We start from the raw sequence: 22,418 nt of genomic DNA, 5'->3' as shown, positions 1-22,418 counted from the left end.
ACGGTTGCACTCCCGGTGGTTGAATCCCTGGTGGTCGGATCCTCGGTCGGTGAACTGAATCCGCCGGTGAGCCGTACCAATAACGGCGGCCCGAATACCCGAGCCTGGTCCGCCGTATCACCACCGGGTTTCGCACGGAAGGACCTTCGGGTTGTCGCGCACCACGAACTCTCGCCAGCTGCCGGACATGGACCGGACAACCCCGGAGCCCGAAGTGACGCCGGAGGCCCCTCCGGCGGACACGCCCGAAGACATCCAGCACAGCACCCCTGCCGAGGATGCCGCCCCCGGAAAGGGCATTGCGGCCGAGCACGCCGATTCCTCCAAGAGGGCCGACGCCGAGGACGCCGTCGCCGCCGAGGAGGGGCCGGCGGGGGAGACGTCTGCTGAGGAGACGTCCGCCGCGGAGACGTCCGTAGGGGAAGGTGCCGCCGCCTCCGAAGGGAAACCCGAGGAGGAACCCGCCGTCGACCTCGACACGGACACGGCCTCTGACAAGGCGTCCGGGGCGGAGGAGGCAGCGCCTTCCGAAGAGGCTTCCGCGGGGGAGGAGAACGCTCCCTCCGGCGAGGCTCCTGAGGCTGAGGAGAGCACGGCCGCTGAGGAGACCTCGGCTGCCGAAGAGACCCCGGCTGAAGAACAGACCCCGTCCGTCGAGAAGGCCCCCGCAGTCGAGGGCAGCACCGCCTCCGACCAGGACACCTCCGCCTCCGACCTGGACACATCCGCTTCTGACCTGGACAGCTCCGCTTCCGATCAGGGCACCTCCGTCGGCGACCAACCCGCCGGGACCCCGGACGAACCCGCCGCCCCCGCCCCCCGCAAGTGGCGGGACCGGCACGCGGTCGCCGCGCGCAACGTGGGATGGGCCGTCACAGGCCTGTCCCTCCTGCTCGTCTGCTTCGCGCTCCTCATGCCGACCTCCGCCGACAACTTCACGCCCGGCGTGTTCCTGCGCATCCCGGTGGAGGCGGTCCTGGGCGCCGCCGTCCTCATCGTCCTGCCGCGCAGGCCCCGGATCGTGGTGGCGATCGTCTCCGGAGCGGTCCTCGGCGTGCTGACCGTCCTGAACCTCCTCGACGTCGGCTTCAACATGTTCCTCGGCCGAGGATTCAACGTGGTCCTCGACTGGGTCCTGTTCGACGACGCGCAGGCGTACCTCAAGGACACGATGGGCAACGGCGGCGCGATCGGCGCCGTGATCGCGGTCGTGGTCCTTGTCCTCGTCGTGCTGGTCGTGATGACCCTGGCGGTGCTCCGGGTGAGCAACGTCATGACCCGCAACCGTGACGCGGCCACCCGCGTCACCCTGCTGGTCGGAACCGCCTGGGTCACCTGCGCGGCGCTCGGCCTGCAGCTCTCCGGCCCGGGCATCGCGGCCAGGAACACGGTCGCCCGCGTCGAGGACCGTGTGAACCGGGTGCAGGCGACCCTCAAGGACGAGGCGGCGTTCGCCAAGGAGGCCAAGAAGGACGCCTTCGGCGGTACCCCGGGCGACCAGCTCCTCACCGATCTGCGTGGCAAGGACGTCATGATCGCCTTCATCGAGAGCTACGGCCGCAGCGCGATCGAGGACGAGGCCACCGCCGCGGGCGTCGACGCGACGCTCACGGCCAAGAACGAGGCCCTGACCAAGGCCGGCTACTCCGCCAAGAGCGGCTGGCTCACCTCGGCGACCTACGGCGGCAGCAGCTGGCTCGGCCACTCGACCTTCCTGTCCGGCCTGTGGATCAACAACCAGAACCGCTATCGCACCGTCACCGCGGGCGAGCACCTGACCCTCACCGGCGCCTTCCAGCGCACCGGCGCCTGGCGGACCGTGGGCGTCATGCCGGGCGTCCAGAAGAACTGGCCGGAGGGCAAGTTCTACGGCCTCGACAGCGTTTACGACTCCCGGGAACTCGGCTACGAGGGCCCGAAGTTCAGCTGGTCGACCATGCCCGACCAGTACGCCCTGAGCGCCTTCGAGCGCCTTGAGCACGGCAAGAAGCGCGACAAGCCGCTGATGTCGGAGATCATCCTGACCTCCAGCCATCAGCCCTGGGCCCCGATCCCCAAGATGATCCCCTGGGACCAGGTCGGCGACGGCTCGGTCTACGAGGGCATCGAGAAGGCGGGCAAGGACCCCGCGGACGTGTTCTACGACTCCAAGAAGGTCAAGGAGGAGTACGGCAAGTCCATCGAGTACTCGGTGAACTCCCTGATCGACTACGTGGTGAAGTACGGCAGCAAGAACACCGTGCTCGTCTTCCTGGGCGACCACCAGCCGCTGGCCAGCGTCAGCGGGAGCAACGCCAGCCGGGACGTGCCCGTCTCGATCGTCGCCCACGACAAGTCCGTACTCGACAAGATCGACGACTGGGGCTGGACGGACGGCATCAAGCCCGACACGTCGGCACCGGTGTGGCGGATGGACTCCTTCCGCGACCGCTTCCTGACCGCGTACGGCTCGACGCCCGCCAAGCGGTAGAGGCGGCCCGGTCCGGCGTCGCGGTCGGGCGTCGCGGTGCGGCGTTGCGGTCCGGAGTCGAGGCCCGCACCGGCCCCGCCGTCCGGGGCCGGTGCGGACGGCATGACTAGCGCGGGCGCAGATCCATGATCCGCTTGATCTTCCCCACCGACCGCTCCAGCGACTCCGGTTCGACGATCTCGACGGTGACCGAGACCCCGATGCCGTCCTTCACGGCCGCCGTGATGGCGCGCGCGGCCTCGTCGCGGATCTCGGGCGTGGCGCCGGCCCGGGCCTCGGCGCGCACGGTGAGCGCGTCGAGGCGGCCGTCGCGGGTCAGCCGCAGCTGGAAGTGCGGGGCGACGCCCGGTGTGCGCAGGACGATCTCCTCGATCTGGGTGGGGAACAGGTTCACACCGCGCAGAATGACCATGTCGTCACTGCGCCCGGTGATCTTCTGCATCCGGCGGAAGATCCGGGCCGTACCGGGCAGCAGCCGTGTGAGGTCCCGCGTCCGGTAGCGGATCACGGGCATGGCTTCCTTGGTGAGCGAGGTGAAGACCAGCTCGCCCTCCTCGCCGTCCGGCAGCACCTCGCCGGTGAACGGATCGACGACCTCCGGGTAGAAGTGGTCCTCCCAGATGTGCAGTCCGTCCTTCGTCTCGACGCACTCCTGGGCGACTCCCGGGCCGATCACCTCCGACAGCCCGTATATGTCGACCGCGTCGATCGCGAACCGTTCCTCGATCTCCCGGCGCATCTCCTCGGTCCAGGGCTCGGCACCGAAGACACCCACCCGGAGCGAGGTGTGCCGCGGGTCCACGCCCTGCCGCTCGAACTCGTCGAGGAGCGTCAGCATGTAGGAGGGCGTCACCATGATGATCCGGGGTTTCAGATCCTGGATCAGCTGTACCTGGCGGGCGGTCATGCCGCCGGACGCGGGGATCACCGTACAGCCGAGCCGCTCGGCACCGTAGTGGGCGCCGAGCCCACCGGTGAACAGCCCGTAGCCGTACGCCACATGCACCGTGTCGCCGGGCCGGGCGCCGGCCGCGCGGAGCGAGCGGGCCACCATGTCGGACCACATGGCAAGGTCGTTCTCGGTGTAGCCGACGACCGTGGGGCGCCCGGTGGTACCGCTCGATGCGTGGATGCGGCGGATACGGTCCTGCGGCACGGCGAACATCCCGTACGGATAGTTCTCGCGCAGGTCCGCCTTCGTGGTGAAGGGGAAGCGGGCCAGATCGGCGAGCGAGTGGCAGTCCTCGGGCCGGAGCCCCGCCTTGTCGAAGGAGTCCCGGTAGAAGGGCACGTTCTCGTACGCGTGCCGCAGTGAAGCCCTCAGCCGCTCCAGCTGGAGTGCGCGCAGCCCCTGCGCGTCGAGCCGCTCGCCCTCGTCCAGCAGGTCCGTCGAATCCGCCATGGGGCCGCTCCCTCACCAAACGTTCCATTACGGGCGACCGATCATTCGGTCGCTCTGCTCTGGATCAGTAATTCAGGGGTACGGGCCGTCGTCAAGACATGGGGCGGCCGCAGGGGGAAGAGGTGGGGTCTCTGCGGCACGCGCCAGGGGTGAGGTCTAGTGGGCGGCCTCCGCCGCCACCGAGCGCGCCCACCGGTAGTCGGCCTTGCCGCTCGGAGAGCGCTGGATGGACTCCGTGATCACCAGCTGGCGTGGGATCTTGTAGCCCGCGAGATGAGTGCGGCAGTGGGACTGGATGTCGTCCAGGGACGGCTGCCCCGCGCCGGTGCGCAGCTGCACCACGGCCGCCACATGGTTGCCCCACTTCTCGTCGGGCACTCCGGCGACCAGCGCGTCGTACACATCGGGATGCGACTTGAGCGCCTGCTCGACCTCCTCCGGATACACCTTCTCGCCGCCGGTGTTGATGCACTGCGAACCGCGCCCGAGGACGGTGACGACCCCCTCCTCGTCGACGGTCGCCATGTCGCCGAGCAGTACCCACCGGGCGCCGTCCTTCTCGAAGAAGGTCTCGGCGGTCTTCTTCGGGTCGTTGTAGTAGCCGAGGGGCACATGGCCGCGCTGGGCGACGCGGCCCACCTCGCCGACGGGGACCGGCTCGTAGGTCGCCGGATCCACCACCTGCGTACGGGAGTTGACGCGGATCCGGAACCCGCGGTCGGGGCCCGAGTCCTCCGTCGCCGTGCCGTTGAAGCCGGACTCGGAGGAGCCGAAGTTGTTGAGCAGCATGACGTTCGGAATGAGTGCCTGGAACTGAGCGCGCACCGTCTCCGACATGATCGCGCCGGAGGAGGAGACGCTGAACATGGACGAGGTGTCGGTGCCCCTCATGGGCCCGTTCAGCGCGTCGATGAGGGGCCGCAGCATCGCGTCGCCGACCAGCGACACGCTGGTGACCTTCTCCTTCGCGATCGTCCGCAGCACCTCCTCGGGCACGAACTTGCGGTGGATCACGATGCGTTGGCCGAAGTTGAAGCCGATGAAGGCCGTGAGGGTCGAGGTGCCGTGCATCAGCGGAGGTGTGGGGAAGAAGGTGATCCCCTCGCCGCCGGCCGCGACCCGCTCGGCGACCTCCTCGGGCGTCTTCACCGGCTCCCCGGTCGGAGCGCCGCCGCCCAACCCCGAGAAGAACAGGTCCTCCTGACGCCACATCACACCTTTGGGCATTCCGGTGGTGCCGCCGGTGTAGATGATGAACTGGTCGTCGGGGGAGCGGGGCGGGAAGCCGCGCTCGGACGTTCCGGAGGCGTCGATGCCGGCGAAGTCCACCACGGTGGGCAGCGCGGGTGCGTCAGGGGCCGGAGCGCCCACCCGTACGAGATGGCGCAGTACCGAGGTGCGCGGCAGGGCCGCCGCGACCCGCTCGGTGAACTCCGTGTCGAAGACCAGTGCCGCCAGATCCGCGTCCCGGTAGAGGTAGACCAACTCCTCTTCCACATAGCGGTAGTTGACGTTGACCGGCACGATCCGGGCCTTGAGACAGCCGAGGACGGTCTGGAGATACTCGATGCCGTTGTAGAGATGCAGCCCGAGATGCTCACCAGGGCGTATGCCGCTGTCGATCAGATGGTGGGCGACGCGGTTGGCCGCCGCGTCCAGCTCCGCGTACGTGAGCCGGCGCTCCGCACCCGTGCCGGGGTGGTCGATGTAGACGAGCGCCTCGCGGTCGGGGACCACGTCGACGACCGACTCGAACAGGTCGGCAAGGTTGTACTCCACCGCTCCTCCTGACCCCGGCAAGCTTCGACGAATGGACGTGCGTCATCGCTTCGCCGGTCATCAGAGCAAAGCCCGCCACAACTGTGAAGGGTCCGCGCAGAAGAAATCTGACTGACTGTCAGAAAACCCTTGAACTGGCCCCTCCGCTCCTGCAACCTGTTCTCGTTCCTGAGATGGGAGGACGGCAATGGGTGGGACGGAACACCTCACCGTGCAGCGCGAAGGCGCCACACTGGTGCTCACGCTCAACAGGCCCGAGGCCAAGAACGCGCTCTCGCTGCCGATGCTGGTCGGCCTGTACGACGGCTGGGTCGAGGCCGACGCGGACGACGCCATCCGCTCGATCATCCTCACCGGCGCGGGCGGCGCGTTCTGTGCCGGCATGGACCTCAAGGCCCTCGCGGGCAGGGGGATGGAGGGCGAGCAGTACCGGGAGCGCCTGAAGGCCGACCCCGATCTGCACTGGAAGGCGATGCTGCGCCACCACCGGCCCCGCAAACCCGTGATCGCCGCGGTCGAGGGCCACTGTGTGGCCGGCGGGACCGAGATCCTCCAGGGGACCGACATCCGGGTCGCGGGGGAGTCCGCCACGTTCGGGCTCTTCGAGGTGAAGCGCGGTCTGTTCCCGATCGGCGGCTCGACGGTCCGCCTCCAGCGGCAGATTCCTCGGACGCACGCGCTGGAGATGCTGCTCACCGGCCGTGCGTACTCGGCGCGGGAGGCCGCCGACATCGGTCTGATCGGGCATGTCGTCCCCGACGGGACGGCCCTGGAGAAGGCCCTCGAGATCGCCGGGCAGGTCAACGCCTGTGGTCCGCTCGCCGTCGAGGCCGTGAAGGCGTCCGTGTACGAGACCGCCGAGATGAGCGAGGGGGACGGGCTCGCGGCCGAGCTGAAGCGGGGGTGGCCGGTCTTCGACACGGCCGATGCGAAGGAGGGGTCGCGGGCCTTTGCGGAGCGGCGTCCGCCGGTGTTTCGGAGGGAGTGAGGTGCCGCTGCAAGGCCGGTTTGACGCTGCGGGTCCGTTGTGGCTGGTCGCGCAGTTCCCCGCGCCCCTGTCGGGGCGCGGCCAACCGCTTCGTGAGGAGATGCCGTGCCCGAAGTTCTCAAAGCTCCCCTGGTTGTCGAGTTTCCCTTCACTCGTTCCCTCGGTCCCGTCCAGAGTGCGTTTCTCACCGGGCTGCGGGAGCGTGTGGTGCTCGGGGTGAAGACCCGTGACGGGCGGACGCTGGTCCCGCCCGTCGAGTACGACCCCGTCACCTCCGAGGAACTCGGTGAGCTGGTCGAGGTGGCGTCCACCGGGACCGTCAGCACCTGGGCCTGGAATCACGAGCCGCGTCGCGGGCAGCCTCTCGACACCCCCTTCGCCTGGGTCCTGGTGCGGCTGGACGGCGCCGACACCGGTCTGCTGCACGCGCTCGACGCCCCGGGCCCCGAGGCCGTGCACACCGGGATGCGGGTTCGGGTCCGGTGGGCCGAGGAGCGTGCGGGGGCCATCACGGACATCGCCTGCTTCGAACCGTACGAGGGGGGTGGCGCCGAACTCACCGGCAGCGACGGCCGGTTCGAGGAGATGGTGACCGGAATCGTCGCGCCCGCCCGGCTGGACTACACCTACTCGCCCGGCCGCGCCCAGTCCGGATACATCAACGCGCTCTCCGACCGGCGGGCCGTCGGCGAGCGCTGCCCGTCCTGCCGCAAGGTGTACGTCCCGCCGAGGGGTGCGTGCCCCACCTGTGGTGTGGCCACATCGGAACAGGTGGAAGTAGGGCCGCGCGGCACTCTCACGACGTACTGCATCGTCAACATCAAGGCGAAGAACCTCGACATCGAAGTGCCCTACGTCTACGGGCACATCGCCCTGGACGGCGCCGACCTCGCCCTGCACGGACGCATCGGCGGCATCCCCTACGACCAGGTGCGCATGGGCCTGCGCGTCGAGCCGGTGTGGACGGACGGGGGCCGCTACCCCGACCACTACCGGCCCACCGGCGAACCCGACGCGGACTACGACACGTACAAGGAGCTGGTGTAGATGCCCGCGCCGAGGCCGCTGAGGGACATCGCCGTCGTCGCCTTCGCCCAGACCGACCATCTGCGCACCACCGACGAGCTCTCCGAGGTGGAGATGCTCATGCCCGTCCTGCACGAGGTCCTGGACCGGACCGGGCTCAAGACCAGCGACATCGGCTTCACCTGCTCCGGCTCCTCCGACTATCTCGCGGGCCGCGCCTTCTCGTTCACGATGGCACTCGACGGCGTCGGCGCCTGGCCGCCGATCTCCGAGTCGCACGTGGAGATGGACGGGGCGTGGGCGCTGTACGAGGCCTGGACGAAGCTTCTGACCGGCGAGGCGGACACCGCACTCGTGTACGCGTACGGCAAGTCGTCCCCCGGGTCGGTGAGGGACGTGCTGACGCGGCAACTCGACCCTTACTACGTGGCGCCCCTGTGGCCGGACTCCATAGCTCTGGCCGCCCTGCAGGCCCAGGCGCTCATCGACGCGGGCGACACGGACGAGCCCGCGCTGGCCGCCGTCGCAGCGCGAAGTCGTGCCTCGGCCTCGGACAACTCGCATGCCCAGCTGAGGGGTTCGGTGCCGCGGGGCGACTACGCCGTACGTCCGCTGCGTACCGGCGACTGCCCGCCCATCGGTGACGGGGCGGCCGCGGTGATCCTCGCCGCGGGGGAGCGGGCCCGTGACCTGTGCGAGCGGCCCGCCTGGATCCGGGGGATCGATCACCGCATCGAGGCACACGGTCTGGGCGTACGGGACCTGACCGACTCGCCGTCCTCGCGGCTGGCGGCGGAACGGGCCGGAGCCTTCGAACGGCCCGTCGACACCGCCGAGTTGCACGCCCCGTTCACCTCGCAGGAGGTGGTGCTGCGCAAGGCCCTGCGGCTGGACGACAGCGTCGACGTCAACCCGTCCGGGGGACCGCTCGCCGCCAACCCCATCATGGCCGCGGGCCTTATCCGCATCGGCGAGGCGGCCGCCCGGATCCACCGCGGCGACTCCGACCGGGCGTTGGCGCACGCCACTTCGGGTCCGTGTCTGCAACAGAACCTGGTCGCCGTACTGGAGGGAGACCCGCGATGAGCAAGGAGCCCGTGGCCGTCGTCGGGATCGGCCAGACCAAGCACGTCGCGGCCCGAAGGGACGTGTCGATCGCGGGACTTGTCCGCGAGGCCGCCCAACGCGCGCTCGCAGACGCCGAGTTGACCTGGGCGGACATCGACGCCGTCGTCATCGGCAAGGCGCCCGACTTCTTCGAGGGCGTCATGATGCCCGAGCTCTACCTCGCCGACGCCCTCGGCGCAGTCGGCAAACCCATGCTGCGCGTCCACACCGCGGGCTCCGTCGGCGGCTCCACCGCGCTCGTCGCCACGAACCTGATCGCGGGCCGCGTCCACGGCACCGTACTGACCCTCGCCTTCGAGAAGCAGTCCGAGTCGAACGCCATGTGGGGCCTGTCCCTGCCGATCCCCTTCCAGCAGCCCCTGCTCGCCGGCGCGGGCGGCTTCTTCGCCCCGCACATACGCGCCTACATGCGACGCACCGGCGCCCCCGACGGGGTCGGCTCCCTCGTCGCCTACAAGGACCGCCGCAACGCGCTCAAGAACCCCTACGCGCATCTCCACGAGCACGACATCACGCTGGAGAAGGTCCAGGCCTCGCCCATGCTCTGGGATCCGATCCGCTACTCGGAGACCTGCCCGTCCTCCGACGGCGCCTGCGCGATGATCCTCACCGACCGTGCGGGAGCGGCCCGTTCGCCGCGTCCGCCCGCCTGGATGCACGGCGGCGCGATGCGCAGCGAACCGACGCTCTTCGCGGGCAAGGACTTCGTCTCGCCGCAGGCCGGCAAGGACTGCGCGGCCGACGTGTACCGGCAGGCCGGCATCGCCGACCCCCGCCGCGAGATCGACGCGGTGGAAATGTACGTCCCGTTCTCCTGGTACGAACCCATGTGGCTGGAGAATCTCGGCTTCGCCGCGGAGGGCGAGGGGTGGAAACTCACCGAATCCGGGGTCACGGAACTCGACGGGGACCTGCCGGTGAACATGTCGGGCGGCGTGCTCTCCACCAACCCGATCGGGGCCTCCGGGATGATCCGCTTCGCGGAAGCCGCACTTCAGGTGCGTGGACAGGCCGGAGAGCACCAGGTCGACGGCGCCCGTCGGGTCCTCGGACACGCCTATGGCGGCGGCTCCCAGTTCTTCTCGATGTGGCTGGTCGGAGCCACGCCCCCCACGTCCTGAAGGTGTCCCCCTCACGTGGCCTGTGCGGGGCAGGGACCGAAAGCTAGGCTGGCCGCGGACGACGAACCGGGAGGAGCACGGACGTGGCCGAGAGCACCATCCAGCAGCACCCGCTCGCGGGCTGGGACAAGCCGGAGCTTGACCTCAGCAGCGCCGACTGGCATTCCAGCAGCCGCGGACAGGGGGATGTCCAGATCGCCTTTGTCGAAGGCTTCATCGCGATGCGCAACAGTGGCCGCCCGGAAAGCCCCTCCTTGATCTTCACGCCCGCGGAATGGGGCGCGTTCGTGTCGGGGGCGCGGGAAGGGGAGTTCGACCTCACGTGAGAGGACGTGGGGGAGCCTGACCCGACGAGAGGGGTGCGATTCCGCCCTTGTCCGGGACACGCGATCTTCGGCTGTTTCCCGGGACCTGGCCTGAGTGAGGCCGGCCCCGGGAAACCGAGACCGCCGACGAGCCATTCGCGGGCATTCGGCCCGGTCACGGTCGTGCACCCGGCCGGTGCGCGTTCACGGCCACAGCAACTGCTTGACCCAGCCATCCCCGGACCGCACATACGCCAGTCGTGTGTGCCGTCGCTCCCTGTCGCCCTGCCAGAACTCGACGGACTCGGGGCGCACCGAGTGCAGCGTCCAGCCGGGCGCCACGAGATCCGGCTCGGCCTCCAGACGGGCCAGCGACTCCTTCACCGCCGTGTCGCGCTCGGCGAGGTCCGCGAGGGGCCCCGACTGACGGCCGAGCAGAGCCTCCGCGCGGGCACCGGCACTCCGTGCCAGGAAGTCGGCCGCACTGTCCTCGGGACTCTCCGGCTCGACCGGTCCACGCACCCGGATCTGCCGTGCGAGCGACGGCCAGTAGAAGGTGAGCGCCGCGTAGGGCCGTTCCGCCAGGTTTCGGGCCTTGACGCTGCCGCTGTCCGACGCGAACTGCCAGCCGTCCGGGCCGAGCCCCTTGAGGATCAGGGTCCGTGCCGTGGGATTGCCGTCGGCACCGGCCGTGGAGAGAGTCATGGCGTGCGGCTCGCGCACCCCGGCCTCCACGGTGGCGAGCAGCCACTCGGCGAACATTTCCGCCGGTGTCCCCGGGGCCTCGGACGGGTCGAACACGGGCAGCTCGCCCGCGAACACCTCCAGGCCACGCAGCAGTTGACGCAGATCCTCCACCGACACACTCCCCGCTCGGGCGCTCACGGACGCGCTCGGGCGCCGAGGGGTGCGCGCGTGCGCTAATGGATGTGGTTGACCGTATCATTAGCCCATGAACGCCTCGATCGGCGCGGACGCACGCCTCGCCCTGGATCTCGCCCTCACCATCCGGCACGACGGCCACGGCGGAGTCGCCGACGATCTCGCCACCGCGGAGGGCCTCACCGCCTGGGTGCGCGAGCGTCCGGAGACCGGCGCCCACGGGTTCGGGGCCAGGGGGTTCGAGGCCGACGACACGGACCTGACTGCCGTACGGGAGGTACGCGCCGCCGTGCGTGCCCTGTTCGCCCGCGCCGTGCTCCCCGGCGAGCCGAGCCCGGCCGACGCCGCCCGGCTCATGCCCGTACGGGACGCCGTCGAGCGGCTCAACACCCGCGCGGCACTGGCCCCGACCGTCCCCGTACTGTCGTGGACGGAGGGCGCCGACCCCGTCGTACGCCAGGAACCCGCCCACGGCGACGCCGAGCTCACCGCGGCCCTCGCCCGCGCGGCCATCGCCTTCCTCGCGAGCCCCGACCGGCAGCGGCTGCGCGCCTGCCACGCGCCGCGCTGTGTGCGCTACTTCCTCAAGGACCACCCCCGTCAGGAATGGTGCAAGCCCTCGTGCGGCAATCGTGCCCGTGTCGCCCGTCACCACGAACGGCACAAGAAGACGGCATAGCCTTCGCGTATGGGCGGTCCTGGCGGTAAGAGCGCGGAACGTGATCTCGGTCGACTGCTGAGCGGTATGGCACCCGCCCTGCACCCCGGCCGCTTCGTCTTCACCACCGTTCCAGGGACCACCGCACCCCCAGGACTCTCACCGGTCGTCACCGTCGTCGAGGACGAGGGCCTCACCCTCGTCGTCGAGCAGGAGGGCGCCGACGCCGCACGTCTGTCGTACGACTTCGTGGCCGGCTGGATCACCCTGCGCATCCACTCCGCGCTGGACGCCGTCGGCCTCACCGCCGCCGTCGCCCAGGCACTGGCCGAAGCGGGCCTGAGCTGCAACGTCGTCGCGGGCTTCCACCACGATCACCTCTTCGTGCCGCACGAGCGTGCCGCCGAGGCCGTGGCCCTTCTGGAACGGCTGGCCGACCGCTCCGGTCAGTAACGGCCTAACGGGTCCACGCCACTGGCTCCGGGCGTACTCTGAGGTGCCTGTAGGTCACGGAGCGCACCGTCTCCCCGCGCCGGTCGCACCACCGTGGCAGGGGGTGCGGCATGGGTCAGCGCGGCATGCGGAGCAGAAGGACGCTCTTCGAGCGCGAGAGTGAACTCGCTGCTGTGGACGAGGCGTTGGACGAGGTCACCGGGCTGGGAACGGACGGCGGACGTACGCGTTCGGACAGCCATCGAGGTGCCACCGGGCCTCGTCGAGATGTAACCGACCCTCGTCGGGACGGCAGCGGTCCTCGTGGGGAGGGCAGCGGTCCTCGTCGGGACGGCATCGGCCCAGCCCTGGACGTCACCGAACCGTACGACCGGCCCCGCGGCGGGCTGCTCGCCTTCGCCGGTCGGGCCGGAATCGGCAAGACCACCCTTCTTACCGAAGTACGCCGTCGCGCCACCGCCAAGGGCTGCACGGTACTGTCCGCGCGCGGCGGCGACCAGGAGCAGCGCGTCGCCTTCCACGTCGCGCGCCAGCTGCTGCAGCCCCAGCTCGCGGGCGTCCCGGAGGCCGAACTCCGTGCCACGCTGGGCAGTTGGTACGCCATCGTCGGACCCGCTCTCGGCCTGTGCGCCCCCGCCGAGGGCGCACCTCCCGACCAACAGGGCCTGCGCGACGGCCTCGACTGGGTGCTCACCCACCTCGCGGTGCGGCGCGCCCCGATGGTCCTCGTCCTCGACGACGCGCACTGGGCCGACGCCGAGTCGCTGCAGTGGCTCGCCGCGTTCGCACCCCGCGCCGAGGAACTGCCCCTGCTGCTCGTCGTCGCCTACCGTCCCGACGAACTCCCCGACCACGCCGAGCCGTTCAGGCGCCTGCCCGGCCGTGCGGGCGGGCGCCCCCTGGACCTGGAACCGCTCAGCGCGGTCGCCGTCGCTCATCTGGTGCGCGAATCCCTCGGCACCCAGGCGGACGACGCGTTCTGCCGCGAATGCTGGGCCGTGACCGCCGGCAACCCGTTCGAGGCCGTCGAACTCACCGCGAAGGTACGCGACCGTGGCCTGACCCCCACCGAGGCCGGAGCACATCTGCTGCGCGACCTGGCCGCCGCGGTCAAGGGCAGCGGACTCGTCGCCCGCCTCGAACGCCTCGGAACCTCGACCGTCCGCTTCGCCTGGGCCTGCGCCGTCCTCGGCACCGAGATCCCACCGGCGCTGGCCGCGGCCGTGGCGGGCCTCGGCTCGGAGGAGGCCGCCGACGCGGCGGACGCCCTGCGCGGCGCCCGTATCCTCACCGGCGCCGACACCCTGGAATTCGTCCACCCGCTCATCGCCACCGCCGTCTACCGGGCCATCCCCCGAGGAGTACGGGTCGCCCTGCACGGCCAGGCCGCCTGGTGCGTCGTCGACGCCGGCCTCGGCTCCGCCGCCGCTGCCCGGCACCTCATGGAGACCCACCCCGACGGCGACGTCTGGGTCGTCCAGCAGCTGCGCGCCGCCGCCCGCGAGACCCTGCGAGCCGGAGCCCCGGACGCGGCCCGCCGCCACCTCGCCCGCGCGCTGCGCGAACCCCCGCCCGCCGGGGAACGGGCCGCCGTGCTGTACGAACTCGGCAGCGCCTCCCTGCTCACCGAACCCGCGACCACCGTCAACCACCTGCGGGCCGCCCTCGAAGAGCCCATCGCCGACACCGAGCTGCGGCACAACATCGTCTACCGGCTCTCCCAGGTCCTCGCCCACAGCGACCGCCTCGCCGAGGCCTCCGACGCCCTTTCCCGCGAGATCAAGGTGACCGGCGACGCCCGCGTACGGCTGCGCATGCAGTCCGAGCAGTTCATGTGGGACGCCTTCCGGGCCGATGAGCCCGACTCACCGGCCCGCTCCCGCCGCCTCGCCAGGCTCGCCGACCGGCTGACCGGCCGCGACCTCACCGAGCGCTACGTGATCGGCCTGCGCGCCTGGGACGCCACCCTGCGCGGCGAACCCGCCCACATCGCGATCCACCACGCCGAACGTGCCCTCGCCGGCGGCTTCGGTTGGGCCGAGGCGGACCGCGGCTTCGAGGTCCCCGTCCTGGTCGCCCTCACCTTCATGTACGCGGACCGGCCCGGGCGCACCGAGGAACTCTTCGCCGCCGGAATCGCCGACTTCGAACGGCAGGGCTGGCACGGGGCCCACCTTTCCTTCGGCTACACCCTCCTCGGGTACCTGCGCTTCCGCCGCGGCCGTCTCGCCGAGGCCGAGGACTTCGTACGCGCGGGGCTCCGGCTGGCCGAACGCGTCGGGCCCGGCACGCCCGCCCACTGGTACGCCGTGGGCACCCTCATCGAGATCCTGATCGCCCGCGGCCGGATCACCGAGGCCACGCAGATCGGTGAGGAGTACGCCTTCGGGGAGCCGTTCCCCGCCGCCGTCGTCTTCCCCGACGCCCAGACAGTGCACGGCGAGCTGCTGCTGGCCAGGGGGCTGACGAAGGACGCGGCCGTCGAACTCGCCGCGGCCGGGCGCCGCCTCGACCCGCGCGGCATGCGGAATCCGTCCTGGTGCCCCTGGCAGCTGCACCTCGCCCGTGCGGAGAGCCACGACGCCCCGGAGCGCGCGGTGACCACGGCGTTCGAGGCCGTGGGCCGGGCCAGGCTGTTCGGCGCGCCGTCGGCGATCGGCCAGGCGCTGCGGGCCGCGGCCGACGTCTCCTCGGGCTCGACCCGCCTGAAGCTCCTGGAGGAGTCCGTCGGCCAGCTGGAACGCTCGCCTGCCGCGTACGAACTGGCCTGCGCCCTTGTCGCCCTCGGCACGGAGCTGCGGCGCACCGGCCGCCCGAAGGAAGCCGCCGAGCACCTCTACCGGGGGCTGGAGGCGGCGGTGCAGTGCGGCGCCGACGGGCTTGTCGAGGCCGCCCGCGACGAACTGGCCGCCGCCGGGTTGCGGCCGCGCCGTCTCCACAGCACCGAGACGGACACGCTCACCGCCCGCGAACGCACGGCCGCGGCACTCACCGTGCGCGGTCGCACCCTCGCCGGTATCGCCGAGGACCTGCACACCGAGGAGCCGGCCGTGGTGCGACTCCTGTCGGCGGTGTACCGAAAGGTGGGCACGGATCGGGCTGGGCTTGGGGCGGCGTTGGGGGAGGCCAGGGCAGCGGAGGCAGCGGCGACAGTGGAGGCAGGGGGAGAGGGGGCTGGATCGGGATCGGGATCGGGATCGGGATCGGGATCGGGGGCGAAGGGCTAGTCAACGGGTGTGGGTCCACAGGTGTTGGCCCCTAGGTGTGGCCTACCGGCGTTGGCCCACCAGCGTCGGCCTACGGGTGTGGGCTGACCGGTGTTCGCCTACAGGCGTGGGCCTACCCGCGTTGGCCCACGAGCGTGGGGCAGCGGGCGGAGGCAAAGCCAACGCCTGTTGGCAAACGCTCGATGGCGTACGCCAGGCCCGGGGCAACGACCGTTGGCAAACAGGCGGTGACGAAAACGGCTCGAAGCCGCCACGCGACGGTCAACGCCCGTTGGCGGACCGGCCCCAGCCAACGCATGATGGCCAACGTTCGCTGGCCAACGGCCGTCGACCCCACGCCCGTCCACCCCTCCGGGCACGTACCATTGCGGCATGTCCTTCCTCCGCCGCCGTAGCGCCACTCCCGCCGGGCCTGAATTCGACGTTCTGGCCATGGACCCGGGCGACTGGCCCGGCAATCTCGGCGCGGGCCTGCTGCCCGCGCCCGACGGAAGCTGCCAGGGCGTCTTCCTGCGCTACGACCTGTTCGGCGGCCGCGGCCCCGCGATGATCATCGGCAATCTGCCGGAGGGCTCACCGGCCCGGGACGTCGCCGAGGGAGAGGTCCCGTTCGAGGTGGCGCAGCTGCTGCTGGCGCTGGAGAACGAGGAAGAGGTCACGGTCGTCGGGGCCGAGGACATGCCGGTGATGCAGGGCGACAACCTCCTCATCGTGCGCCGCCTCAAGCTCTCCGAGACACGGATCTCCTGCGTCCAGTTCGACCGCAGCGACAACGTCCTGGTGACCATCGCCGCCTGGGACCGCCCCATCACCGACGACCTGTACGCGCTCCTCAAGCCCCTGCCCGCGGAGCTCTTCCAGCAGGGCTGAACCCCGCTGTCCGCCTCTGGCCCGACGCCTCCTCACCCACGCCGATTCGGTGTCCGCGCCGTCCAGGAAGTGGAACCCGGGCCGCGGGTGCATGAGGAAGTCATGGTGGGAGATGTTCCACGCGTAGGCGCCCGCCAGTGCGAACGCCACGCGGTCGCCCGCCCTCAGCCCCGGCGCCCGGACGTTCCTGGCCAGGACATCCTTCGGAGTGCACAACTGGCCTGTGAGGGTGACGAGTTCGCGTCTCGCGACCGGCCGCGGCCAGGGGTGGGGCCAGTCCTCCACCGCAATCGTGGTGCAGGGCTGGTCGTGTCCCTTGGTCGCGGGAGTGCGCATGTGGTGCGTGCCACCGCGCACCACGGCGAACGCCTCGCCCTGGCTCTGCTTCACGTCCAGCACCTCGGTGGCGTACCAGCCGCAGTACGCCGTCAGCGCCCGCCCAGGTTCGACACGCAACGTCAGATCCGGGTGCCGGCTGGTGAGTTCGGCGAGCCCTTCGCCGTACGCGACCCAGTCGAAGCGCTCCTCGGGAGCGGCGTAGTCGACCGTCATGCCCCCGCCGACGTTGACCTCTGAGAGCCGCATTCCGTCGTGCCGCTCGGCCAGCCCCACGGCCCAGCTCACGATGGACTCGGCCACCGCGAGCTGCTCCGGAGCCCGGAGCCCACTGGCCAAGTGGGCGTGAACACCCCGGAGTTCGAGGTGCGGATACGTACCGTCGGTGAGCAGACGCACGACCGTGTCCGCCTCGGACGGGTCGATGCCGAAGGGCGTGGGGCGGCCACCCATCGCCAGCGAGCTCGCGGCCAACGAACCGGATGCCACGGGGAGGTTGAAGCGTGGCAGGACAGCGACCCGGTTGTCGGGCGCGACCTGCCGGGCCAGTTCGGCCAGCATGTGCAGCTCGTACTCGCTCTCCACATGGAAACGCTCTACCCCCCGCTCCAGCGCGGCCGTGATCTCGGCAGGCGTCTTGCCCGGACCGCCGAAGGCCAGAGGGCGGCCCGGAACTGCCTTGGCGACATGGGCGAGTTCGCCGCCCGACGCGACCTCGTAGCCGTCCACATACGGGCCCAGGGCGGCCAGGATCTCCGGCTCCGGGTTGGCCTTGGCCGCGTAATAGAGCTCGACGCGCGCGGGCAGGGCGGCCCGCACGCTCGCGGCGTGCTCGCGCAAGGCCGCCAAGTCGTAGACGTAGGCGGGGAGTTCGCCGGACGGTAGGGAGAGCACGCGGTCCCGTACGGCCGCGGTGGGGTTGGTCATCGGGTACTCCCGGTCGTGTGGCGCAGGATGTCCTCGCCGAGCGGAGAGGGCAGACGGACGTATCCGGCCTCGCGGTCGGCCTTGCGCCCCCAGCGGGTGAGCAGGTTCGCCTTGGCGGGCAGCGGCACTCCGGCGAGCAGCGCGGCCAGTGGCGGCGGGCAGCCGTGCCGGTCGGCGTACCGCTGGAGGGTGAGGCGGACCTCCGCCCACAGCGCGGCCTCGGCATGGGGGTGCAGGTCGGCAAGCGCGGCGAGCAGCTCGGCGACGTGATTCACGAGCAGGCAGTAGACGACCCGGTCCCAGCCGCGCTGTGCGTCGTACGTCATCGGGCCCGCGACCTCGGGCGGCAGCGCGGCGAGGCTCTCGGCGTGGTGCTCGGGCACGAGCTTGGTGCCCTCCAGGTCGCGGAAGAGGACCTGGGCGGGCATGCCGTCGCCGTCGACGCAGATCAGCACGTTCTGCAGATGGGGTTCCAGCACCAGACCGTGGTCGAAGTAGGCGGCAAGGACCGGCGGCACGAGCAGCCTCAGGTAGGCCGACCACCAGTCGAGCGCGGCCTGCGGACCGGCCCCGTCGAGGAGGCGGGAGACGTGCGCGGGACTCGTCGGGTACTCGTCCGCGACAGCCGCCGCGAGTAGCGGAGTGGTGCCGGGCAGGAGATGCCGGGTCAGGCCCTCGCGGACGATGACGCCGAAGCCTTCGAGCAGCTCACGGTCCGGGGTGCCGTCCGGACCGGGCAGGGCGAGGCTCCGGAACGCGGGCTCGCCAAGCACCGCGCTGCCGGGGAAGCGCTCCGCCAGGTCGGCCAGGGCCGGGCCCAGGATGCGGGTGAGCGCGACGGCGCCCGACAGCTCGTAACTCGCGTTCTTGCGAAGGCAGTTGGTGATCCGGACGTTCAGACTGAACTTCAGGAACGACTCGCCGTCGTACAGCGTCCGCACGGACGCGGTGGCGGCGAAGGGCCTGCCGCCCGGGCCGAGGTCGAGGATGTCCCCGCGCCCGAGGGCCGCGCGCAGCGTCGGGTGCTCGCGGAGGATCGCGTACTGCCAGGGGTGGGCGGGCAGCAGCCGGTAGCCGTCGGGCACGTCGGCACCGCCCGTTCCGTTCCGCCGGTCCCGCCCGTCGAGCACGTCCAGGGCGCCGGGCTCCGCCGCCTCCTCGGCGATCAGGTGCTCACGTACGGCCAGATGGCGCAGGGGGAAGGCCGCGCCGGCCTCCGGCGAATAGGCGAGCCAGGACTCCGCGTCCCCGGTACGCGCCTTGGGCGTGGGGTGGAAGCGGTGCCCGAACAGCAGCGACTGCTCGGACGAGAGGTAGGCGGCGACGGGCGTGTCCGCCGACATCGAGTTGCTCCCCGCCCGTACGGGGATCGAGTCGGGAACAGCCCCCGCCCGTACGGCGAGAGAGGCGGCGATGGTCCGGTGGCTGGAGTCGATCTGTTCCAGGAACTCCTCGTTGCACACGCCGGTACGCAGGGACAGCTCGTCCTGCGTGTACTCGGCCAGCCGCCGCCAACCGATCACCTCCCAGTCACCGTCGGCCGTCCGCTCGCTCACCGGGCCGGCGAAGCGGTGCGCTCCGAGCAGCGACGTACGACGCAGGGCGACGCGCAGCAGCACGCCGCGGCGGGGGAGCCGCAGCAGCAGACGGCCGTCGGTGAAGGCGGTCTGGCGCTCGGGCGCCGACACCTCGCGCAGCAGACAGTTGAGGAGCGTGTGCGCCACGGCCTCGTCGGGGGAGGGGAGTTCGGCCGACGCGGCGAGGGCGGCGGTGGAGGTCGGGGTGCTACCGAGCGACTCGGTCAGCGAGGGCATGTGTGGCTCCAGCGGGTGCAAAGAGAGCGGAGGATGGTCGCGCATACGGTGATCAGTGCGACGGCCGCGCCGGTGAGTAAGGGTGCGGTCGGGCCGTAGCGGGCGCTGCCCGCCGCCGCGGCCACGCCGGCGGCGACCGCGCCGGCCTTGGAGAAGAACTCCAGCGAGCCGAACAGCCCGCCGGGGGAACGGCCCTTGACGCAGTCGGCGGCCAGCACCGACAGACACACCAGGCCGAGCGTCAGTCCCACGCCGAGGATCAGCCGTACGGCGATCAGAGTGGCGAGGGAGTCGGCCACGCTGTGTCCGGCCAGTCCGATCGCGACGCAGACGAAGCCGATCGCGATTCCGGTCCGGGGACGGTCCCGGAAGGCGGTGTGTACGGGCATGGCGGCCATCAGGTAGCAGAGGTGGGGCACGGCGAACAGCACGCCCGCCAACGTCGGTGACGCGCCCGGTATTCGTTCCTCGACAAGGGAGATGAGGTAGGGGAAGGAGATGACCGTCGAGAAGACGAAGGCGAATTCGAGCACGTACAGGGAGCGCAGAGCCGCCGCCGACACGGGCTCGGCGGTCTCCGTCACCTCCTTCAACTCGGCCTCCTGCGCCTGTGGTTCGGGCAGCACGGCGAGCAACAGGGCGGCGGCCAGCGGGAGAAGGGCCAGCAGTGCGTACTGGCGATGGGGTGACAGCCAGGACGACAGGGAGCCGACGACGATTGGGGCGACGACCAGGGCCGCCCGCGCACTGCCGTGCATCAGCGTGAGCGCCCTGGACAGGTGCGGCCCTTCCAGCGCGGCACCGAGGTAGCCGTTGGACGCCGCGAACGTGCCGCCGAGGATGCCCTGCAACACCAGCGCCGCGGTGAACGTGCCGAGCGAATCGGCCCACCCCGCGAGCAGGAAGGCCACGGCGAGCCCCAACTGGGCCCGCAGCAACAGCCGTTTTCGTCCGAAGCGGTCGGCGAGCCGGCCCCACAGGGGAGCGCCGAGTGCGCCGAAGACGGTGGGCACGACATACAGCAGACCCGCCCAGCGAGCCGTCCGGTCGCCGAGCTCCGGCAGGATCTCGGTCAGAAACGGCGGCAGCCCCAGTGCCGCGAAGGACGCCACGAAGTAGCAGCCCGCGACGGCGTGCACCTGCCGTGGTTCGAACCCGGGGCGGGGCATCCGCAGGACTTCGGCGGTCATGCCGAATCCCCCGTGCACAGAAGGTAGTTGGGGCCACTCGTGTAGTGCTTGTTGATGTCCGCAGCCCCCGAGCGTTCCTTGGTGAGCAGGGTTCCCGCGGTGACCATCGCCTTTACGGGCAGGCGGGGCGAGTCCAGCACCTGGGCCCGCAGTACGGCACCGGGCTCGCCCGCTGCTGTCCCGAGCTGCTCGATCGCCTCGGCGAGCCGGTCGCGTACGAGCCGCAGCAGCACCGGAAGCGGAGCACGACCGTGGCGGGCAAGCCCGAACGCGTAGGCGCCCGCGCACAGATGGACCGTGATGGTGGTGAACAGGTCGACGACCGGCTGATCGCCCTCGCCGAAGGTCCGGGGGTCGTCGAAGTCACGCGGGCCGGTGGTGTCGTCCCCCGACCGCACACCCAATCCCTCCCCCGATCTTTCACCCGATCCCTCACTCAACCGCTCACGCAGCCGCTCGGCGTTGATGCGCGGCCCGTCGTTGTCCTTCAACAACAGCCGCAGCCGAGTGCGGCCGTCGGTTCGCCGGTCGAGGACGAGCGAGATGTTCTGCTGGTGCGACTCCAGCGCGATCCCGTAGCCGAACAGCGTGGTCTGCCAGTCGAAGAGCAGGACGAGCCAGGCGTCCAGCAGGGCGAGCGGGTCGCCGTCGTAGAAGCGCTCGGCCAGGTGATCGATGACGAGCCGGCCGCCGGGTGCTTCGGCGAGCAGCGCGGCCATCGGCACGACGACGGAGTCCTGGAGACCGGCGGGGTAGCGCCGGAACAACGCGGCGAGCAGTTCGTGCCCGGCATGCGCGTACATGGTCTCGTCAGCGTGCAGGATCGTGTCCTGGAAGCGGGGCTCGCGGGCGATGACCCGCTCGATCAGACGCTGTCCCGCGGCTCCGTCGACGAGTGTCCCGGGCTTGATGGTCCGCCGGTTGCGCAGGCCCAATGTGGCGGTGGCCAGGGGGAGTTTGACGTGCAGCAACGGGTCGGCGGACAGAGCGACGGTACGCATCGACAGGGTCGGCACGGCTTCGAGGTGGGCGCGGTCGGCGAGCACAGCGCGGTCCGCCAGACCGGTGGCACGCAGGGCGCCGTCCAGCGGGGCGCCGACACTCAACGGGTGCACGGGCAGGGCCACATGCGTAGGTTCGAGTTCCCCCAGGCCGAACAGCGCCGGCGTGGGCCAGCGGTCCGGAAGCGTGCCGGTGACCGCTTCCCGGGGCACGGCGAGCCAGCGCAGCGCGAAACGAGGGTGGAACTCCGGTGCGTACGCACGCAGTTGCTCCTCGGCCAGCCCGGAGCGGCCCCGTGCCGTGGGGTAGACGGGATGGTCGAGATGGGCGGCGAGCACGTCGAATCCCAGCCCGGCCGTCAGCCCGGTCCAGTCGGCCGGGTCGGCACCAAGACGGTCCGTGAGTTGCTCGGCGACCTCTGACCGGACCGATGCGTGCAGCCGCATGGTGGCCAGCGTCTGACGGCACTCCTCCGCGAAGGCGTCGAATCCGTCCCGGTCGACAGGGTCGGCCAGGACGCGCAACACGCCAAGGATCTCGTCGCACGTCTCATACGGGACGGGTGCGCCTCCCTCGGATTTCCCCACGAGCAAGGGCACCCGGGCCGCGAACTCGCACTGGAACCCGTCCTCGACGACGGGCAGCAGGAGTAATCCCCCTTGCCCGTCGGCCCGTTGCAGCCAGGCGCCGTCCGGCCGGTGCACGAGTGTGCTGCGCGTGCGCAGGCCGACCACGTCCTCACGCAGCAGAGCGCTGAGCACCCGGGTCACCAACTCGCCCTCGGAGATGTCACCTTCCGGTTCCGGAGGCACGCCGAGCCCGTCGCCGGTGTCGCCCCTA

Annotated in this window: 16 protein-coding genes and 1 pseudogene; 10 read left to right on the top strand and 7 right to left on the bottom strand. The window is 70.9% G+C overall.

Annotation, left to right across the window (positions count from 1 at the left end; translation table 11 throughout):
* Positions 1–187 precede the first annotated feature (187 nt).
* Positions 188–2,470 (top strand): sulfatase, encoded by a 2,283-nt coding sequence (locus ACFWXQ_RS11320; RefSeq protein ID WP_383939524.1) that lies wholly within the window; start codon positions 188–190, stop codon positions 2,468–2,470.
* Between the two features lie 106 nt (positions 2,471–2,576).
* Here the strand turns inward: ACFWXQ_RS11320 and paaK are convergent, their stop codons facing one another.
* The gene (paaK, locus tag ACFWXQ_RS11315; protein WP_383939527.1) at positions 2,577–3,872 is read right to left on the bottom strand and encodes a phenylacetate--CoA ligase PaaK; all 1,296 of its coding nucleotides are present in this window, start codon (positions 3,870–3,872) and stop codon (positions 2,577–2,579) included.
* A 156-nt stretch (positions 3,873–4,028) separates the two neighbouring features.
* The gene (locus tag ACFWXQ_RS11310) at positions 4,029–5,651 is read right to left on the bottom strand and encodes an acyl-CoA synthetase (RefSeq protein ID WP_383939530.1); all 1,623 of its coding nucleotides are present in this window, start codon (positions 5,649–5,651) and stop codon (positions 4,029–4,031) included.
* Between the two features lie 187 nt (positions 5,652–5,838).
* On the opposite strand from ACFWXQ_RS11310, the gene ACFWXQ_RS11305 reads away from it, so the two are divergent.
* The 5 genes from ACFWXQ_RS11305 (at position 5,839) to ACFWXQ_RS11285 (ending at position 10,240) form a co-directional block, all read left to right on the top strand.
* Positions 5,839–6,639, top strand: coding sequence for a crotonase/enoyl-CoA hydratase family protein (locus ACFWXQ_RS11305; RefSeq protein ID WP_383939533.1), 801 nt, complete (start codon positions 5,839–5,841; stop codon positions 6,637–6,639).
* A gap of 105 nt (positions 6,640–6,744) precedes the next feature.
* Positions 6,745–7,686, top strand: coding sequence for a Zn-ribbon domain-containing OB-fold protein (locus ACFWXQ_RS11300; protein WP_383939536.1), 942 nt, complete (start codon positions 6,745–6,747; stop codon positions 7,684–7,686).
* On the top strand, positions 7,687–8,751 hold the full coding sequence (locus ACFWXQ_RS11295) for a thiolase domain-containing protein (RefSeq protein WP_383939539.1): 1,065 nt from the start codon (positions 7,687–7,689) through the stop codon (positions 8,749–8,751). It abuts the gene before it with no gap.
* Complete coding sequence (locus tag ACFWXQ_RS11290; RefSeq protein ID WP_383939542.1) at positions 8,748–9,914, top strand: thiolase domain-containing protein; 1,167 nt, start codon at positions 8,748–8,750, stop codon at positions 9,912–9,914. The genes ACFWXQ_RS11295 and ACFWXQ_RS11290 overlap by 4 nt, the downstream gene beginning before the upstream one ends.
* 83 nt (positions 9,915–9,997) lie before the next feature.
* Positions 9,998–10,240, top strand: a complete 243-nt coding sequence (locus tag ACFWXQ_RS11285; RefSeq protein WP_055617755.1) for a DUF397 domain-containing protein — start codon at positions 9,998–10,000, stop codon at positions 10,238–10,240.
* A 183-nt stretch (positions 10,241–10,423) separates the two neighbouring features.
* Here the strand turns inward: ACFWXQ_RS11285 and ACFWXQ_RS11280 are convergent, their stop codons facing one another.
* Positions 10,424–11,077: a pyridoxal 5'-phosphate synthase gene (locus ACFWXQ_RS11280; protein WP_383939545.1), complete on the bottom strand. Its 654-nt coding sequence runs from the start codon at positions 11,075–11,077 to the stop codon at positions 10,424–10,426.
* 94 nt (positions 11,078–11,171) lie between these two features.
* Here ACFWXQ_RS11280 and ACFWXQ_RS11275 point away from each other — a divergent pair, with 94 nt between their 5' ends.
* From ACFWXQ_RS11275 to ACFWXQ_RS11260, 4 genes are all read left to right on the top strand, one after another.
* Positions 11,172–11,780, top strand: coding sequence for a CGNR zinc finger domain-containing protein (locus ACFWXQ_RS11275; RefSeq protein WP_383939548.1), 609 nt, complete (start codon positions 11,172–11,174; stop codon positions 11,778–11,780).
* A gap of 9 nt (positions 11,781–11,789) precedes the next feature.
* Positions 11,790–12,212 carry an ACT domain-containing protein gene (locus ACFWXQ_RS11270; protein ID WP_383939551.1) on the top strand — a complete coding sequence of 141 codons (423 nt, stop codon included), beginning with the start codon at positions 11,790–11,792 and terminating at the stop codon, positions 12,210–12,212.
* Between the two features lie 110 nt (positions 12,213–12,322).
* On the top strand, positions 12,323–15,439 hold the full coding sequence (locus ACFWXQ_RS11265; RefSeq protein ID WP_383939554.1) for an ATP-binding protein: 3,117 nt from the start codon (positions 12,323–12,325) through the stop codon (positions 15,437–15,439).
* A gap of 372 nt (positions 15,440–15,811) precedes the next feature.
* On the top strand, positions 15,812–16,309 hold the full coding sequence (locus tag ACFWXQ_RS11260; RefSeq protein ID WP_055610485.1) for a hypothetical protein: 498 nt from the start codon (positions 15,812–15,814) through the stop codon (positions 16,307–16,309).
* A gap of 60 nt (positions 16,310–16,369) precedes the next feature.
* On the opposite strand, the pseudogene ACFWXQ_RS11255 reads toward ACFWXQ_RS11260, so the two are convergent.
* The 4 genes and pseudogenes from ACFWXQ_RS11255 to ACFWXQ_RS11240 all read right to left on the bottom strand — a co-directional run.
* A pseudogene (locus ACFWXQ_RS11255) lies at positions 16,370–17,572 on the bottom strand (type III PLP-dependent enzyme); the annotation flags it as partial.
* Positions 17,569–19,386, bottom strand: coding sequence for an IucA/IucC family protein (locus tag ACFWXQ_RS11250; protein WP_383939558.1), 1,818 nt, complete (start codon positions 19,384–19,386; stop codon positions 17,569–17,571). The gene ACFWXQ_RS11250 and the pseudogene ACFWXQ_RS11255, both read right to left, overlap by 4 nt.
* Positions 19,374–20,576 carry an MFS transporter gene (locus ACFWXQ_RS11245; protein ID WP_383939561.1) on the bottom strand — a complete coding sequence of 401 codons (1,203 nt, stop codon included), beginning with the start codon at positions 20,574–20,576 and terminating at the stop codon, positions 19,374–19,376. The genes ACFWXQ_RS11250 and ACFWXQ_RS11245 overlap by 13 nt, the downstream gene beginning before the upstream one ends.
* Positions 20,573–22,390, bottom strand: coding sequence for an IucA/IucC family protein (locus tag ACFWXQ_RS11240; protein WP_383939597.1), 1,818 nt, complete (start codon positions 22,388–22,390; stop codon positions 20,573–20,575). Before ACFWXQ_RS11240 ends, ACFWXQ_RS11245 begins: the two co-directional genes overlap by 4 nt.
* Positions 22,391–22,418 lie beyond the last annotated feature (28 nt).

Source organism: Streptomyces sp. NPDC058697 (assembly GCF_042715345.1).
GTDB lineage: Bacteria > Actinomycetota > Actinomycetes > Streptomycetales > Streptomycetaceae > Streptomyces > Streptomyces liliifuscus.
The sequence above is the reverse complement of the archived record's forward strand: the minus strand, read 5'-3'. Positions and strand labels throughout refer to the sequence as shown.

What these genes read in the sequence shown, in the direction of transcription:
- ACFWXQ_RS11320 (WP_383939524.1), top strand. Translation starts at nt 188, where the DNA reads ATGGACCGGACAACCCCGGAGCCCGAAGTGACGCCGGAGGCCCCTCCG.
- paaK (WP_383939527.1), bottom strand. Translation starts at nt 3,872, where the DNA reads ATGGCGGATTCGACGGACCTGCTGGACGAGGGCGAGCGGCTCGACGCG.
- ACFWXQ_RS11305 (WP_383939533.1), top strand. Translation starts at nt 5,839, where the DNA reads ATGGGTGGGACGGAACACCTCACCGTGCAGCGCGAAGGCGCCACACTG.
- ACFWXQ_RS11295 (WP_383939539.1), top strand. Translation starts at nt 7,687, where the DNA reads ATGCCCGCGCCGAGGCCGCTGAGGGACATCGCCGTCGTCGCCTTCGCC.
- ACFWXQ_RS11290 (WP_383939542.1), top strand. Translation starts at nt 8,748, where the DNA reads ATGAGCAAGGAGCCCGTGGCCGTCGTCGGGATCGGCCAGACCAAGCAC.
- ACFWXQ_RS11275 (WP_383939548.1), top strand. Translation starts at nt 11,172, where the DNA reads ATGAACGCCTCGATCGGCGCGGACGCACGCCTCGCCCTGGATCTCGCC.
- ACFWXQ_RS11270 (WP_383939551.1), top strand. Translation starts at nt 11,790, where the DNA reads ATGGGCGGTCCTGGCGGTAAGAGCGCGGAACGTGATCTCGGTCGACTG.
- ACFWXQ_RS11265 (WP_383939554.1), top strand. Translation starts at nt 12,323, where the DNA reads ATGGGTCAGCGCGGCATGCGGAGCAGAAGGACGCTCTTCGAGCGCGAG.
- ACFWXQ_RS11260 (WP_055610485.1), top strand. Translation starts at nt 15,812, where the DNA reads ATGTCCTTCCTCCGCCGCCGTAGCGCCACTCCCGCCGGGCCTGAATTC.
- ACFWXQ_RS11250 (WP_383939558.1), bottom strand. Translation starts at nt 19,386, where the DNA reads ATGCCCTCGCTGACCGAGTCGCTCGGTAGCACCCCGACCTCCACCGCC.
- ACFWXQ_RS11245 (WP_383939561.1), bottom strand. Translation starts at nt 20,576, where the DNA reads ATGACCGCCGAAGTCCTGCGGATGCCCCGCCCCGGGTTCGAACCACGG.